Source organism: Micromonospora sp. WMMD735 (assembly GCF_049178995.1).
In the GTDB taxonomy this organism is placed as follows: domain Bacteria; phylum Actinomycetota; class Actinomycetes; order Mycobacteriales; family Micromonosporaceae; genus Micromonospora; species Micromonospora wenchangensis.
In genome coordinates, this window is the sequence record NZ_JBMHMJ010000002.1 from 5,704,638 (window position 1) to 5,719,449 (window position 14,812).

General features: G+C 74.6%; 14 protein-coding genes. 9 read left to right on the forward strand and 5 right to left on the reverse strand.

Translation table 11 applies throughout. From position 1 onward, the window contains the following. Window positions 1-53 precede the first annotated feature (53 nt). From ACN268_RS24935 to ACN268_RS24945, 3 genes are all read right to left on the reverse strand, one after another. On the reverse strand, window positions 54-605 hold the full coding sequence (locus tag ACN268_RS24935; RefSeq protein WP_421485242.1) for a hypothetical protein: 552 nt from the start codon (window positions 603-605) through the stop codon (window positions 54-56). Between the two features lie 32 nt (window positions 606-637). Continuing rightward, window positions 638-1,414 (reverse strand): SigB/SigF/SigG family RNA polymerase sigma factor, encoded by a 777-nt coding sequence (locus ACN268_RS24940; RefSeq protein WP_421485243.1) that lies wholly within the window; start codon window positions 1,412-1,414, stop codon window positions 638-640. A gap of 211 nt (window positions 1,415-1,625) precedes the next feature. Next, the gene (locus ACN268_RS24945) at window positions 1,626-2,189 is read right to left on the reverse strand and encodes a hypothetical protein (RefSeq protein ID WP_421485245.1); all 564 of its coding nucleotides are present in this window, start codon (window positions 2,187-2,189) and stop codon (window positions 1,626-1,628) included. Window positions 2,190-2,278: 89 nt separating this feature from the next. On the opposite strand from ACN268_RS24945, the gene ACN268_RS24950 reads away from it, so the two are divergent. From ACN268_RS24950 to ACN268_RS24990, 9 genes are all read left to right on the forward strand, one after another. After that, window positions 2,279-3,523, forward strand: a complete 1,245-nt coding sequence (locus ACN268_RS24950) for a hypothetical protein (RefSeq protein ID WP_421485247.1) — start codon at window positions 2,279-2,281, stop codon at window positions 3,521-3,523. 26 nt (window positions 3,524-3,549) lie between these two features. Further along, window positions 3,550-4,206, forward strand: a complete 657-nt coding sequence (locus ACN268_RS24955) for an ABC transporter ATP-binding protein (RefSeq protein ID WP_088643779.1) — start codon at window positions 3,550-3,552, stop codon at window positions 4,204-4,206. Next, on the forward strand, window positions 4,203-5,462 hold the full coding sequence (locus ACN268_RS24960; RefSeq protein ID WP_421485248.1) for an ABC transporter permease: 1,260 nt from the start codon (window positions 4,203-4,205) through the stop codon (window positions 5,460-5,462). The genes ACN268_RS24955 and ACN268_RS24960 overlap by 4 nt, the downstream gene beginning before the upstream one ends. 610 nt (window positions 5,463-6,072) lie before the next feature. Beyond that, window positions 6,073-7,392: a cellulose binding domain-containing protein gene (locus ACN268_RS24965; protein ID WP_421485250.1), complete on the forward strand. Its 1,320-nt coding sequence runs from the start codon at window positions 6,073-6,075 to the stop codon at window positions 7,390-7,392. Window positions 7,393-7,618: 226 nt separating this feature from the next. Further along, complete coding sequence (locus tag ACN268_RS24970) at window positions 7,619-9,250, forward strand: ABC transporter substrate-binding protein (protein ID WP_421485252.1); 1,632 nt, start codon at window positions 7,619-7,621, stop codon at window positions 9,248-9,250. Continuing rightward, entirely contained in the window at window positions 9,247-10,260 is a 1,014-nt protein-coding gene (locus ACN268_RS24975) for an ABC transporter permease (protein ID WP_421485254.1), read from the forward strand. The genes ACN268_RS24970 and ACN268_RS24975 overlap by 4 nt, the downstream gene beginning before the upstream one ends. Further along, window positions 10,253-11,152, forward strand: coding sequence for an ABC transporter permease (locus tag ACN268_RS24980; protein WP_421485255.1), 900 nt, complete (start codon window positions 10,253-10,255; stop codon window positions 11,150-11,152). Before ACN268_RS24975 ends, ACN268_RS24980 begins: the two co-directional genes overlap by 8 nt. Next, window positions 11,149-12,156: an ABC transporter ATP-binding protein gene (locus tag ACN268_RS24985; RefSeq protein WP_421485257.1), complete on the forward strand. Its 1,008-nt coding sequence runs from the start codon at window positions 11,149-11,151 to the stop codon at window positions 12,154-12,156. The genes ACN268_RS24980 and ACN268_RS24985 overlap by 4 nt, the downstream gene beginning before the upstream one ends. Beyond that, window positions 12,153-12,896, forward strand: a complete 744-nt coding sequence (locus tag ACN268_RS24990; protein ID WP_421485259.1) for an ABC transporter ATP-binding protein — start codon at window positions 12,153-12,155, stop codon at window positions 12,894-12,896. The genes ACN268_RS24985 and ACN268_RS24990 overlap by 4 nt, the downstream gene beginning before the upstream one ends. Here ACN268_RS24990 and ACN268_RS24995 read toward each other — a convergent pair. Both ACN268_RS24995 and ACN268_RS25000 read right to left on the reverse strand, forming a co-directional pair. Next, entirely contained in the window at window positions 12,865-13,530 is a 666-nt protein-coding gene (locus tag ACN268_RS24995; protein ID WP_421485260.1) for a response regulator, read from the reverse strand. The two genes, ACN268_RS24990 and ACN268_RS24995, sit on opposite strands and share 32 nt — an antisense overlap. Beyond that, window positions 13,518-14,807: a sensor histidine kinase gene (locus tag ACN268_RS25000; protein WP_421485262.1), complete on the reverse strand. Its 1,290-nt coding sequence runs from the start codon at window positions 14,805-14,807 to the stop codon at window positions 13,518-13,520. The genes ACN268_RS24995 and ACN268_RS25000 overlap by 13 nt, the downstream gene beginning before the upstream one ends. Window positions 14,808-14,812: the final 5 nt, after the last annotated feature.

Below are 14,812 nucleotides of genomic sequence, written 5' to 3' on the forward strand. Positions count from 1 at the left end.
AGCGGCCCGGCGACCGGGCGGTGGCCCGACCGACGCGGGCGGACCCGGTCCGGTCAGCGGCGGGCCAGCGCGGACTCCAGCCGACTGATGAGCGTCTTACGGCCCCTGCCCCGGCGTTCGGCCCGCAGGGCGGCCCGTAGTTGTGCGGTGTCGAGATCGCGGACGCGCTTCGTCGCCTCGGCCACGGTCAGCTCGGTCAGCGAACCACCCGAGGTCGCGTCGCGGCGTGCGCGTCGGGCCGGGCCGGTGTTGGCCACGTACTGCCGACCGGAGGTCGACGCCCGGCGCTTGCGCGCGTCGGTGGCCCGTTGCTGCTGCGGGGAGAGCTGCTTCCACGCCTTGTCGGGCAGGTACCTGTCGGTCTCACCGTCGTGCCGGGCCCGGGTGGTGCCCTGCCTGGTCCGCCACCTCTGGTCGCCCCAGCGGCGCAGGGACTGCTGCCGCTCGTCCCGCGGGCCCTGGTAGCCGCCGCCGCGCTGCTGGTACTCGCGGGTCAGCAGTTGCGACTTGCGCGCCGACCACTGCCCCGGTCGTCCGCCCCGGTCGCCGGCCCGGATCTCCTCCTTGAGCTGCTCGCGCAGCTCGGGTTTCGTGTAGCGCGCCATGGGCGCGGATTACCCGTGGTGGCCAGCCGTACTCACCCGGCGGCGAGCCGGCCGCGCAGGGTGGCCAGCGCCCGGCTGATCAGCCGGGAGACGTGCATCTGGGAGATGCCGACCCGGTCGGCGATCTCCGACTGGGTCAGGTTGCCGTGGAACCGCAGGGTCAGGATCAGCCGTTCGCGTTCCGGCAGGGCGGCGAGGGCGGGGGCGAGGGCGACGTGGATCTCGACGAGTTCGAGGTCGTGGTCGTCGGCGCCGAGGGTGTCGGCGAGTTCCATGCCGGTGTCGGTGCCGATGGGGGTGGACAGCGAGGTCGCCCGGTAGGCGCGGGCCCCCTCCAGGCCCTCCAGGACGGTCTCCTCGGACAGGTCGAGGTAGCCGGCGATGTCGGCGACGGTCGGCGAGCGCCCCAGCGTGTGGGCGAGGGTGCCGTTCGCCTCGCTGATCGCCAGGCGCAGCTCCTGGAGCCGGCGGGGGACCCGGACCGACCAGGTGCGGTCCCGGAAGTACCGCTTGATCTCGCCGATGACGGTGGGGATGGCGTACCCGGTGAAGGCGACGCCCCGGGCCGGGTCGAAGTGGTCGACCGCCTTGATCAGCCCGAGGGCCGCGGTCTGGATGAGGTCGTCGTCCTGGACGCCGCGCCCGGTGTAGCGGCGGGCCAGGTGCCGGGCGAGCGGCAGCCACGCCTCGATGGCCCGGGTCCGCAGCGCCGGGCGACGCGGATCGTCGGCCGGCAGGGCGGCCATCGTGGCCACCAGTTCGTCGGCGGTGCTGGTCGGGTCGAGAGCCGGTTCGGAGGTGCTGAGCATGCTGGACCTTCCGCAGGTGCCCGCTGATCGGAGGCGACACATCGGCTGACGCCGGAGCACGCGGACGGGCTGCGCGCTGTCGCAGGGTCACGATCACGGGCACGGTCACCGCGTCATGTAGTCCATTTGTTGGACGCGACGTTACCCGAACGGATTGCAGATCGCCAGCCGAAAGGTGGATGTCGTGCAGGTGGATCGCCCGACGCCCCGGTCACCGCCGGAACGCCTCCCGCCGGCACGCCGTCATCTTGGGCGACTGGAAGTCACCGTTCGGGCCGACCTCGGTGATGCCGAACTCGCCGTCCTCGTCGGGCGCGGTCAACCGGTAACCGGCCTGCTCGGCGCACTGGTACCACTCGCGCTGGTTGTCGCGGAACGCCGCGTTGTCCGTACGCTTCTGGCGCTCCTCGAAGAACTCCGGCTCCGTCGACCGGCAGGCCGCCCGGACCCGCTTCGCCTTCGGGTCGTTCTGGCTCTCCTTCCAGATCACGCTCCGGCCGTCCTCGTAGCCGGGTCCGCCCTCCTTCGCCACACACCGTCCCCAGGCCGCCCGCAGGGCCTCGATCTCGTCGTTGGTGGCGTCGAGGGGGATCACCGGACGCCGGTCCTCGACGTCGGCGGGACCGGTGGCGCGGGTGGTCGGGCTCTGCACCGAGGCCACCCGTGAGCCGTCGGTCCGGTCGTCGGTCGGTGCGGCGGAACAACCGGCGAGCAGACAACCGACCACCAGCGCCGGTACGGCGAAGCGGACCGTGGTGAGGAACGTGTGCGACATGCTGCCCACGATCGGGGCGTGATGTCAGGAACCCGTGTGGGTTCGGCGGACCTGACAGGTTTCTGAAGAACCGTCGCCATGCTCGCGGTGTGTCAACAGAACAGTCACCAGCGCAGAGCCCACCGCGCCGTACCGGTCGACGCGTCGTCGTCCCGGCCGTGCTGACCCTGGTGGTGGCGGTCGTCGCCAGCGGCGTCGTCTGGTCCGTCCACCGTGCTCCGGCCACGGCCGGCGGGAACCCGCCGGTCCCGGTGCAGACCACCACCGTCGTACGGACCGACCTCGCCACCACCGTGTCGCTGACCGGCACCCTCGGATACGGGCGGGCGGAACCGGTGAAGGGTGGCCGGAGCGGGACGGTCACCTGGCTGCCCCCGGCCGGCGCGACGGTGACCCGGGGCAGGCAGCTCTACCGGATCGACGACCAGCCGGTGCCGCTGTTCTACGGCGGCCTGCCGCTCTACCGCGACCTGGCCGAACCCGGCACGGTCGGCCGCGACGTGCGGGTCGTCGCCACCAACCTCAAGGCGCTGGGGTACGAGATCGGCTACCAGCCCGTGCCGGGGGAGAAGGTCTCCCGGCCGGTGAAGCCCGCCACCTCCACCCCGCCCACCGGGCAGCAGGCGGCACCGGAGCAGGACAGGGGCACCTCCGGGCAGGGCGCGGCGGCACCCACGCCGACGGCCGCCGCCCCGGCCCGGGTCGTCGTCCGCAAGGGCGAGGGGGTGCTGACCGGCTCGCTGATGCGGGCCATCAAGCGCTGGCAGCAGGACGCCGAACTGCCGGTGACCGGCCGGATCGCCGTCGGCGACGTGGCCGTGCTGCCCGGCGCGGTCCGGGTCGACGCCGTCACCGCGCTGCGCGGGGACCCCGCCGAGACGCCGCTGTTGACCGTCACCCCGACCGCGAAGGTGATCACCGTCCAGGCCGAGGTGGCCGAGGCCGGCACCATCCAGCGGGGCGACCGGGTGACGGTCACGCTGCCGGGCGACAAGACCGTCGACGGCACCGTCTCGGCGGTCGCCACCGCCGTCACCCAGGACGACTCCGGCCCGACCGGCACGCCGAAGCGGGCCGTCACGGTGACCGTGGACGACGACCTGACCGGGATCGACGCCGCCGACGTGCAGGTCGACCTGGCCGGCGAGACCCGGGAGGGCGTCCTCGCCGTACCGGTCGGCGCGCTGGTGGCGCTCAGTGAGGGCGGCTACGCGCTGCAACTGGCCGACGGTGGACGGTTCGTCGCCGTCACCACCGGCATGTTCGCCAAGGGCATGGTCGAGGTCTCCGGCGACGGGATCACCGAGGATCTCGCGGTGGTGACCGCCTCGTGACCGTGCTGGCCGTACGCGACGCCGCCATGCGCTACCCGGGTGGGGTCACCGCCCTCGCCGGCGTCTCGCTCGACATCACCGAGGGCGAGATGCTGGCCATCGTCGGCCCGTCCGGCTCCGGCAAGTCGACCCTGCTGCACATCATGGGCACGCTGGACCGGCCGACCTCCGGCACGGTGCATCTCGGCGGCCTCGACGTGGCCGGGCTCTCCGACCGGCAGTTGTCCGCGCTGCGCGGGCGCTGGCTGGGCTTCGTCTTCCAGCAGTTCCACCTCACCGCCGGGCTCACCGCAGCCGAGAACGTCGCCACCGGCCTGCTCTACGCCGGGGTGCCCCGCCGGGACCGCCGGCCGCTGGCCCTCGCGGCGCTGGACCGGGTCGGCCTGGCGCACCGCGTCACCCACCTGCCGCACCAGCTCTCCGGCGGGGAACGGCAGCGGGTGGCGATCGCCCGCGCCCTGGTCCACCAGCCCGCGCTGCTGCTCGCCGACGAACCCACCGGCGCGCTGGACACCCGTACCGGCCAGGCCGTCCTGGAACTGCTGTACCGGCTGCACGCCGAGGGGACCACCATCGCCGTGATCACCCACGACCGGGACATCGCCGCCCGCCTGCCCCGCCGGGTGGAGCTGCGCGACGGCCACCTGGTCGCCGACTCCGGCCGGGTGGTGACGCCCCGATGAGCACACCCACCACCGGGGGTACGCCGCACCGGGCGCATCCGGGTACGGCCCGCGAGGCCGCCCGGCCGGTCCGGCTGGCCGTGACCGACCTGCTCGGGCTGGGGCTGCTCGGCATCCGTACCCGGCGCACCCGGGCCGCGCTGTCGGCGCTCGGCATCGCCATCGGGATCGCCACCATGATCGTGGTGACCGGCATCCCGGCCTCCAGCCAGGCCCAGCTCATGCGGGAACTGTCCGCGCTCGGCACCAACATGCTGGAGGTGCGGGCGCTGCCCGACCAGGACCCGCCGGCGCTGCTGCCGAAGGAGTCGACCGCCATGGTCCGGCGGGTGGGCCCGGTGACCAGCATCAGCGCGGTCGCCAACACCCACCGGCTGGTCCGCCGCTCCGACCGTACCGACCCCGAGGACGGCTCCGGCCTGACGGTGCTGGCCAGCCAGCTCGACCTGCTCCCGATCATCAACGCCCGGGTCCAGCACGGAAGCTGGCTCACCCCGGCGACGGCGCGCTTCCCCACCGTGGTGCTCGGCGCGGTCGCGGCGGCCCGGCTGGGCGTGCGCGACGTGCCCGCCGGGGACGGGCCCGGCCAGCAGGTGATGATCGGCGACAGGTGGTTCACCGTGGTCGGCATCCTGGCCGCCGTCCCGCTGCTGCCGGACATCGACAGGTCGGTGCTGGTCGGCTGGCCGGCCGCGCAGTCCGAGCTGGGCTTCGACGGGCATCCCACGGTGCTCTACGTCCGGTCGCTGGAGCCGGCGGTGGAGCAGGTCCGGGCGGTGCTGCCCGAGACGGTCAACCCGCAGAGCCCGGCCGACGTGCTGGTCAGCCGCCCCTCCGACGCGCTGGCCGCGAAGCGCGCCACCGAGAACGCCTTCTCGGCGCTGTTTCTGGCCCTGGCGGCGGTGGCGCTGCTGGTGGGTGGGATCGGGGTGGCCAACACGATGGTCATCTCGGTGCTGGAACGACGGGCCGAGATCGGTCTGCGGCGTGCGCTCGGCGCCCACCGGGGGCAGATCCGTGGCCAGTTCCTCACCGAGTCGGTGGCCCTGGCGTCGCTGGGCGGGGTCGTCGGGACGCTGCTCGGGCTGGCCGTCACCGCCGGCTACGCCGCGTACCACCAGTGGCCGGTGGTTGTCCCGCTCGCCTCGACGTTGGCCGGGCTGGGCGGTGCGGCGGTGGTGGGCGTGGTGGCCGGCGTCTACCCGTCGATGCGGGCCGCCGCCCTGCCGCCGACCGAGGCGCTCGCCAGCATCTGAGCCGGGCCGGCGGCGGGGTCCGGCCACCGGTCCGGACCCCGCCGCCCGGTCGGGCGTCCTCCCGACCGGGCTGGTGTCGCAGCGGACAGCCGGGTGGCCCGCGCCCGGCTGTCCGTCGCCGTTAACGGTCACATCAGTCGACCGGCCGGCTCCAGAAAGTTACGAGCCGACGCCTCCGATAGTTTCGACGTCGGCTGCCGGTCGCGGGGCCGGTCGGCCCGTCCCGGCGCAGGTCAGCCCCCGCCGCCGACGGATCGGTCGAGGATGCGCCCGCAGCTGTCGCCGCCCGTCCGGTTGAGCATGTTATCGATAACCTGCTATCTTTCGGCCGGGAGCGAAGGGCACGTCTCCCGTCGTCGGAGTCCGTTGGCAGCGGCACACGAGGGCACCCCTCGCGCCGCCCTGCCGGTCGACGACCAGATCCGGGCCGCTCCACCGAGCCGTCGTGCCGTCCGCGCCGAACGGGCGCGTCCGCCCACCCGAGTCGCCCCACCCGGGCGAGGAGACGGGGTGCGGGTGTCCACCGCATCCTGCCGTCCCCGCCGGCCATCGCCGGGTCGACTCCGCGTATCACCACCGGGACACCAGACCCATGGCAAGGAGCCAAGCAATGGTCAGACACAGACACCTACTCCCGACCATCGCCGCCGCGGCCGTCCTGCTCGCGGCGACCGTCGGCGGCGCGCTGAACGGCGGTCTCTCCGCGACGGCGGAGGCGGCGACGAACGGCACCCTCGCGGCGACGGCGGGCTGCGGCAAGGCCCCCACGTTGAGCAACGGGACGCGCACGATCACCAGCAGCGGGCAGAACCGCAGCTACATCCTGCGGCTGCCGGACGGCTACGACCGCAACCGCCAGTACCGGCTGGTGGTCGGCTTCCACTGGTTGAACGGCTCGGCGCAGAACGTCTCCTCGGCCGGCTACTACGGCCTGCTGCCGCTGTCCAACAACAGCACCATCTTCGTCGCCCCGCAGGGCATCGACGCGGGTTGGGCCAACACCAACGGCCGGGACCTGACCCTCTTCGACGACATCCTCCGGCAGGTCGAGAACGACCTGTGCGTGGACACCACCCAGCGGTTCGTGCTGGGCTGGAGCTACGGCGGCGCGATGAGCTACGCGGTGGCCTGTGCCCGGCCCACCGTCGTGCGTGCGGTCGCCGTGCTGTCCGGTGCCCAGCTCAGCGGCTGCAACGGCGGCACCCAGCCGGTGCCGTACTTCGGCATCCACGGCACCCACGACAGCGTGCTGAACATCTCGATGGGTCGGTCGCTGCGCGACACGTTCGTCCGGAACAACGGGTGCACCGCGCAGAGCCCGCGCGAGCCGGGTCTCAACACCTTCACCCACATCACCACCGTCTACTCGGGCTGCCGTTCCGGCTTCCCGGTGCAGTGGGCCGCGTTCGACGGTGACCACACCCCCAGCCCGGTCGACGGGTCGGGCACCCCCAACGACTCGCGGACCTGGACCTCGGGCGAGATCTGGCGCTTCTTCAGCCAGTTCCAGTCCACCACGCCGCCGACCACGCCCCCGCCGACGACCGCTCCGCCGACGACCCCGCCGCCCACCACCGCCCCGCCGACCACGCCTCCGCCGACCACCCCGCCGCCCACCAGCGGGCCCGGCGGCTGCACCGCCACCTACAAGGCGGTCAACAGCTGGCCCGGCGGTTTCCAGGGCGAGGTCACCGTGGCCAACACCAGCTCCGGCGCGATCACCGGCTGGGCCGTGGGCCTGAGCCTGGGCAGCGGCCAGGCGATCAGCAGCGTCTGGAACGGCGTCAACTCCGGCACCACCGGCAACGTCACCGTCCGCAACGCCGCCTACAACGGCGCGCTGGCGCCCAACGGTTCGACCACCTTCGGGTTCACCGCCACCGGTAACGGCACCCCGCCGCCCGGCAACGTCACCTGCGCCATCTCCTGACCACGGACGCCTCAGGGCCCGGAGCCGCCTCGGCTCCGGGCCCGCCGTCCGTTCCGGGTCCGGTCGGTGTCGCGGGCCTGTCGAACGGGTGGGTGCGGCGGGTCTTATTGCCAAGAACTGGCAATTACGCGATAGTGGCAGCAGTGGCGGGTACCCGGGCCTGCGATGATCCCACCTGGCCCGAGTGCCCGCCGCTGCGTCGATCCACGACCCGAGGGAGCTGCCGGTGGGGCCCAAGCGCACGGACGGAATCTCCCCGGAGCACGTCACGTCCCGGTCCGTACGCCTGCCGGCGTTGCTCGGCATCGCCCTGGCCGTCGTCGCCGGCTGCGCGTCCCCGACGCCGTCGTCGACCGGCCGCACCGGCGACGGCCCGGTCGTGGTGGCCACCGCGGGTGAGCCCGACACCCTCAACCCGGTGCTCAACTACGGCCCCGACGGCGCGTCGCTGATCTTCGACGGGCTGGTCGCCCGGGACGCCCGCAACCAGCTCGTGCCGGCCCTGGCGCGGGAACTGCCGACGGTGTCGGCGGACGGCCGGACGGTCACGGCGACCCTGCGCGAGGGGGTGCTGTTCCACGACGGCAGCCCGCTCACCGCCCGGGACGTCGTCTTCACCTACCAGGCGGTGCTGGACCCGAAGGTCGACTCCACGCTCCGCTCCGACCTCGACATGCTCGCCTCCGTCGCCGCCCCCGACCCGGGCACCGTGGTGTTCACCCTGAAGCACCCGTACGCGCCGTTCGTGCAGCGGCTGGCGCTGGGCATCGTGCCGGCGAAGGCGTTCGAGGGGCAGGACGTCAACACGGCGGAGTTCAACCGCAGGCCGATCGGCACCGGGCCGTACCGGATGACGTCCTGGACGCCGGGGGACCGGCTGGTGCTGGCGGCGAACGAGCGGTACTGGGGTGGCAAACCGGCGAACCCGGGCGTGGTGGTGGCGTTCGTCGCCGACGACAACGTCCGCGCCCAGCGGATGCGGGCCGGCGAGTTCGACGCGGCCGAACTGCCGCCGAAGCTGGCGACCGCATTCGACGGCCAGGCCGGTCAGCAGGTACGCAAGGTCCCCACCGCCGACTACCGGGGCGTGATGCTGCCGATGGGCAACCCCGTCCTGGGCGACCTGGCGGTCCGCCGGGCGTTGCACGCGGCGGTGGACCGGCAGGCCATGGTGACCGGGGTGCTCGGCGGGGCGGGGGAGCCGGCGTTCGGCCCGGTGCCGCCCACCTCCGAGTTCGCCGAGCCGTCGGTCACCGGGCGGCCCACCGCCGACCGGGCCGCCGCCACCGCGATCCTCGACGCCGCCGGCTGGACCCGCGGCCCGGACGGCATCCGCGCCAAAGCCGGGCGGCAGGCCGCGTTCACGCTGATGTACCCGGCCACCGACAGCCTGCGCAAGGAACTGGCCCTGGCGTTCACCGCCGACGCCAGGAAGATCGGTGTCGCGGTCACCCCGCAGGGCCTCACCTGGGACGCGATCACCCCCCGGATGAAGACCGACGCGCTGGTCATGGGGTACGGCACCCCGTACGACCCGGACTTCGTCTCGTTCAAGCTGTTCGGTTCCGCCTTCGCCGGGCAGGGCTTCTTCAACCCCGGCTCCTACCGGTCCGCCACCGTCGACGCCGCCCTGCAGGCCGGCCGGGACACCACCGACCCGGCCGCCCGACGGGCCGCGTACGCCACCTTCCAGAAGCAGCTCGCCGCCGACGTGCCGTGGGTGTTCCTCACCTACCTGCAACACACCTACGTGGTGCGCGACACCGTGACCGGGGTGACGCCCCGGGTCGAGCCGCACGAACACGACGTCGCCAACAGCCTCTGGTGGAACGTGCACACCTGGGAGAAGACGTCGTGACGGCACCGGCACCGCCGCCGGTCCATCGTCGACGGCTGGCCGGGGCCGGGGTCATGATCCGCCGCCGGCTGCTGGTCGCCGTACCGGTGCTCGCCGCGACCAGCATGGGCATGTTCGCCCTCGGCGCTGCCTCCCCGATCGACCCGGCGCAGCAGTACGCGGGCGCGGCGGCCTTCACCACCAGCGAGGAGAACCTCGCGCAGCTCCGCGCGAACTGGGGCGTCGACGACCCGCTGCCGGTGCAGTACGCCCGCTGGGTGGGCAACCTGCTGCGCGGCGACCTCGGCTGGTCCACCAGCCGCCACGAGCCGGTCACCTCGGTGCTGGCCGCCCGCGCCGGCTGGACCCTGCTGCTCGTCGGCCTGGCCCTCGCCCTCGTCCTGGTGGCCAGCGTGCTGCTGGGCACCCTGGCGGCGTACCGGCGCGGTGGCGTCTTCGACCGCGCCCTGCGGTCCGTCGCGTACGCCGTGCAGTCGATGCCGGTGTTCTGGATCGGGCTGGCCGCGATCGCCGTGTTCGCCCTCACCCTGGGCTGGCTGCCCGCCGGTGGGCTCACCGACATCACCGCGACCGGCACCGACCCGGCCGACGTGGCCCGGCACCTGGTGCTGCCGGTGGCCGTGCTGGCGATCTCCCAGGCCCCGTGGTTCGTGCTGTTCGTCAGGGACGCCGTCGCCGAGAGCCTGCGCGACGACCACGTGCTGGCCGCCCGCGCCCGGGGGCTGCCCGGCCGTACCGTCCTGTTCGGCCACGCGCTGCGCACCGCGCTGCTGCCCTTCCTCACCCTGGTCGGCACCCACCTGCCTGAACTCGTCGGCGGCGCGGTGCTGGTGGAGACCGTGTTCTCGCTGCCCGGCCTCGGTGCGGTCACCGTCGAGGCGGCGTTGGGCGCCGACTTCCCGCTGCTGGCCGCCACCACCCTGGCCACCACCGTGGTGGTGCTGGCCGCGAACCTGGCCACCGACCTCGGCTACGCCGCCGCCGACCCCCGGGTACGTCTCGATGACTGACCTCGCCCGACCACCGGCCGCCCCGCCCGCCCGACGCCTGCCGCCGCGCCGGCCGGCCATCCTGCTGCGGGGTGGACGGGCCGGCGCGGGGGTGGCCGCCGCCGTGCTCGTCGTCGCGGTCGTCGCCTGCCTGCTCGCCCCCCTGCTGTGGCCGCTGGACCAGAGTGCCGTCGACCTCGCCCGGACCCGGCTCGCGCCCTCGCCCGGGCACCTGGCCGGCACCGACGACCTGGGCCGGGACGTGGCCCTGCGCAGCCTCTACGGGCTGCGCGTGTCGCTGCTCGTCGGGGTGGTCGCCGCGCTGGTCGCCACCGTCATCGGTGGTCTCGTCGGCGCGGTCGCCGGCAGCGTCGGCGGGCGCGTCGACCGGGTGCTGATGCGGGTCGTCGACACCGTCGCCGCCCTGCCGCACCTGCTGCTGGGCATCTTCATCGTGGCGATGCTGCGGCCGAGCCTCGGCGCGGTCGTCGCCTCGATCGCGTTGACGCACTGGCTCTCCACCGCCCGGATCGTCCGCTCCGAACTGCTCAGCCTGCGGTCCCGGCCGTTCGTCGACGCCGCGATCTCCGGCGGGGCGGGCCGGGCCCGGGTGCTCATCCGGCACCTGCTGCCGCACGTGCTGCCCCGGCTCGCGCTGGCGACCACGCTGATGGTGCCGCACGCCGTCTGGCACGAGACCGCGCTGTCCTTCCTCGGCCTGGGCCTGCCGCCGCACCTCGCCTCCATCGGCAACATGATCAACGACGGTCAGCGGTCCCTGCTCACCGGCGCGTGGTGGGCCAGCATCGTCCCCGGCCTCGCGCTGGTCGCCGTCACCCTCGCCCTGGCCGTGCTCACCGGCCGCTGGCGGGACCGCCTCGACCCCCGCGTACGGGCGGAGTTGCAGCTGTGACCGCGAGCGCCCCCAGCACCGCGCCCACCGCCGCCGGCCGCCGGCCGGCGTTGCTGACCGTCGACGGGCTGACCGTCCGGTTCCGGCTTCCCGACGCCGTCGTGCACGCCGTCACCGACCTGCGCCTCGACCTGCACGCCGGCGAGCTGCTGGCCGTGGTCGGCGAGTCGGGCTGCGGCAAGTCCGTCCTCGCGCACGCCCTGCTCGGCCTGCTGCCCCGCAACGCCACCGTCACCGGGCACGCCCACCTGCACCCGGCGGACGGCACCCCGGTCGACCTGGTCGCGGCTGGCGAACGGCACCTCGCCCGGCACGTCCGGGGCCGGGTCGTCGGCCTCGTCCCGCAGAGCCCGGCCACCGCCCTCACCCCGGTGCGCACCGGCCGGCGGCTGCTGGAGGAGACCCTGCGCGCCCACGGGCACCCCCGCCGCGGCGTCGCCGACGCCGCCGAGCGGGCCGCCGCCGACGTCGGCCTGCACCCCGCCGACCTCGACCGGTACCCGCACGAGCTGTCCGGGGGGATGGCCCAGCGGCTGGCCACCGCCCTGGCGCTGGCCCCCGACCCGTCGCTGCTGCTCGCCGACGAACCCACCAGCGGCCTCGACCGGCCGCTGGTGGAGCACACCCTGGACCTGCTGCGCCGCCGCTGCGACGCCGGGGCCGCCGTCCTGCTCATCACCCACGACCTCGCCGCCGCCCGCCGCGTCGCCGACACCGTCGCCGTCATGTACGCCAGCCGCGTCGTCGAACACCGGCCCACCCCGGAGCTGTTCGACAGGCCCGCCCACCCCTACACCGCCGGGCTGCTCGACGCCCTGCCCGACCGGGCGTTCACCCCGGTGCCCGGTCACCCGCCGATGCTCACCGACCTGCCCGCCGGCTGCGCGTTCGCCCCCCGCTGCCCCCGGGCCACCGACACCTGCCGTACCCCGCCCCGCCCGACGGCCGCCGGCACCGGGCAGGTCGCCTGCCACCACCCGCTGACCCCCGGAGCCCCGGCATGACGACCACTGCCGACGACCCGACCGGCACCCGACCGACCGCGCCCGCCGGGCTCGCCGCGCACCAGGTCACCGTCCACTACGGCCGGCAGCGCGTCCTCGACCGCGTCGACCTGCACGTCGCTCCCGGTGAGACGGTCGGTCTGCGTGGCCCCTCCGGCAGCGGCAAGTCCACCCTCGCCCGGGTGCTGGCCTTCCTGCACGCCCCGGACGGCGGCCGGATCACCCTCGACGGCGAACCCGTCACCGGGGTCCGGCACCGGCTGCCCGCCGCCGTCCGGACCCGGGTGGCGATCCTGTTCCAGAGCCCCCGCGCCGCCAGCGACCCCCGGTTGAGCCTGGCCGACCTGATCGCCGAACCGCTGCGCGCCACCGGGACGCCGGCCGGGCAGGTGACCGCCCGGACGGCCGAGCTGGCCGACCTCGTCGGGCTCACCCCCGACCTGCTCACCCGGCGTCCGCACGCGGTCAGCGACGGGCAGTTGCAACGTGCCTGCCTGGCCCGCGCCCTCGTGCACCGCCCCGACCACCTGCTCTGCGACGAGGCCACCGCCATGCTCGACGCCTCCACCCAGGCCCACGTCGCCGCCGTCGTCACCGACTACCAGCGTCGGCACCGCGCGGGCGTGCTGCTGATCACCCACGATCCGGCGCTGCTGGCCCGCTGGGCGACCCGGGTGGTGGACCTGCCGGTGCCCGACCCCGCCCCGGCTACCGGCCGGGGCCGGTCCGCAGGTAGGTGAGGACGGCGAGCACCCGGCGGTTGGTGTCGTCGCTGGGCGGCAGGTCGAGCTTGGCCAGGATGTTGCCGACGTGCTTGCCGATCGCCGCCTCGGTGACGTGCAGCCGGGCCGCGATCGCCGCGTTGGAGTGCCCCTCGGCCAGCAGCACCAGCACCTCCCGCTCCCGGGCGGACAGGGCGGCGAGCGGGTCGCGGGGGCGGTGCAGCAGGTGCCGTACCACGTCGGGGTCGATGGCCGTGCCGCCGTCGGTGACCCGACGCAGGGTCGCGGCGAACTCGGCGACGTCGGCGACCCGGTCCTTGAGCAGGTAGCCGACCCGACGGCGGTCCCCGCTGTCGAGCAGCGCCGCGGCGTACCCGGCCTGCACGTGCTGGCTGAGGACCACCACCGCGAGGTGCGGGCGCGCGGCGCGGGCGGTGACGGCGGCCCGTAGCCCGTCGTCGCGGTGCTGCGGCGGCATCCGGATGTCGGTCACCACCAGGTCCGGTTCGTGCGCGTCGACCGCGTCCAGCAGCTCCGGGGCGGAGCCGACGGCGGCGACCACCGCGAAGTCGAACCGGGTCAGCAGGCCGATCATGCCCTCCCGCAGGAGCACCTCGTCCTCGGCGAGCACGACCCGGGTCACCGGGGGCACGGCAGCTCCACCCGCACCAGGGTAGGCCCGCCGGGCGGGCTGTACAGCAGCAGCCGGCCGTCGACGGCGGCGACCCGGTCGGCGAGCCCGGTCAGTCCGCTGCCCCGGGCCGGGTCGGCGTCGCCGCACCCGTCGTCCTCGATCTCCACCACGAGACTGCCGGCGGACCGGGTCAGCCGCACCTCGGCCCGGCCCGCGTGGGCGTGCCGGGCCACGTTGCCCAGGGACTCGGACACCACGAAGTAGGCGGTGGTCTCGACCACCTCCGGCAGCGGCTGCCCGAGGTCGGCGTGGACGTCGACCGGGATGGTGGCCGCCCCGGCCAGTTCCCGGACGGCACCGGCCAGGCCGAGTTCGGTGAGGTGCTGCGGGCGGATGCCCTGCACGATCTGCCGGAGCGTGACCATCAGCCCCTTGGCCTGCTCGTGCGCGACGGCCAACGGCCGGGCGGCGGGGGAGTCGTCGGGCACGTCCAGCCGGGCCAGGCCGAGCTGGAGGGTGAGACTGGTCAGCCGGGGCTGCGCGCCGTCGTGCACGTCCCGCTCGATGCGGCGACGTTCGGCCTCGTACGCGTCGACCAGTCGGGCCCGGGAGCGGGTGACCTCCCGCAGCGCCGTGGTGTCGGCGGACCCGTCGAGCAGCCAACGGGTCGCCGTCGCCTGGCCGGCGGCGAGCAGGACGGCCAGGTACACCAGCGCCGGGACACACAGGACGCCCACGGCCGCGTACGGGATCGCCTGGTGGGGGGTGTCGATCGTGGTCCAGACCACGATGACCGGGTCGTTGCCGCTGGCCAGCCAGGGGCTGGCGATCAGCGTCGCGTCGAGCAGCACGAGCATGAACAACAGCCAGTACGCCAGCGGCACGAGCCCGCCCAGCAGGAAGGTGTGACCGACCTCCCGCCAGGCCGCGGCGCTGGTGTAGCGGGCCGCCAGACCTGTGAACCGGGGGCGGTGCAGCGGTCGCGGGTCGACCAGGCGCAGCCGCCACCGCTCGACCACGGCCACCGCGAGGCTGACGACCGGAGCCGACGCGAGCACCAGCAGGGCGACGACGGTGAGGAACACGACGATGGGCAGCTCGACCGGGCGGTCCTGCCGCACCGTGTTGAGGACGGCCATCAGGGGCGCGCCGACGACGAGCAGCCCGATCGACAGGGGAGCGGCGACCGGCAGGGTGGTGGCGAGGTAGGCCAGCGCCCGCCACGGCCACGGGGAGAGCAGGTGGTCGCGTCGGCGCAGCGCCGCCGCCAGGTGCAGGGGTACGTCCGGGGTCATGGTCG

What these genes read in the sequence shown, in the direction of transcription:
- ACN268_RS24965 (WP_421485250.1), top strand. Translation starts at nt 6,073, where the DNA reads ATGGTCAGACACAGACACCTACTCCCGACCATCGCCGCCGCGGCCGTC.
- ACN268_RS24960 (WP_421485248.1), top strand. Translation starts at nt 4,203, where the DNA reads ATGAGCACACCCACCACCGGGGGTACGCCGCACCGGGCGCATCCGGGT.
- ACN268_RS24955 (WP_088643779.1), top strand. Translation starts at nt 3,550, where the DNA reads ATGCGCTACCCGGGTGGGGTCACCGCCCTCGCCGGCGTCTCGCTCGAC.
- ACN268_RS24935 (WP_421485242.1), bottom strand. Translation starts at nt 605, where the DNA reads ATGGCGCGCTACACGAAACCCGAGCTGCGCGAGCAGCTCAAGGAGGAG.
- ACN268_RS24945 (WP_421485245.1), bottom strand. Translation starts at nt 2,189, where the DNA reads ATGTCGCACACGTTCCTCACCACGGTCCGCTTCGCCGTACCGGCGCTG.
- ACN268_RS24980 (WP_421485255.1), top strand. Translation starts at nt 10,253, where the DNA reads ATGACTGACCTCGCCCGACCACCGGCCGCCCCGCCCGCCCGACGCCTG.
- ACN268_RS25000 (WP_421485262.1), bottom strand. Translation starts at nt 14,807, where the DNA reads ATGACCCCGGACGTACCCCTGCACCTGGCGGCGGCGCTGCGCCGACGC.
- ACN268_RS24940 (WP_421485243.1), bottom strand. Translation starts at nt 1,414, where the DNA reads ATGCTCAGCACCTCCGAACCGGCTCTCGACCCGACCAGCACCGCCGAC.
- ACN268_RS24990 (WP_421485259.1), top strand. Translation starts at nt 12,153, where the DNA reads ATGACGACCACTGCCGACGACCCGACCGGCACCCGACCGACCGCGCCC.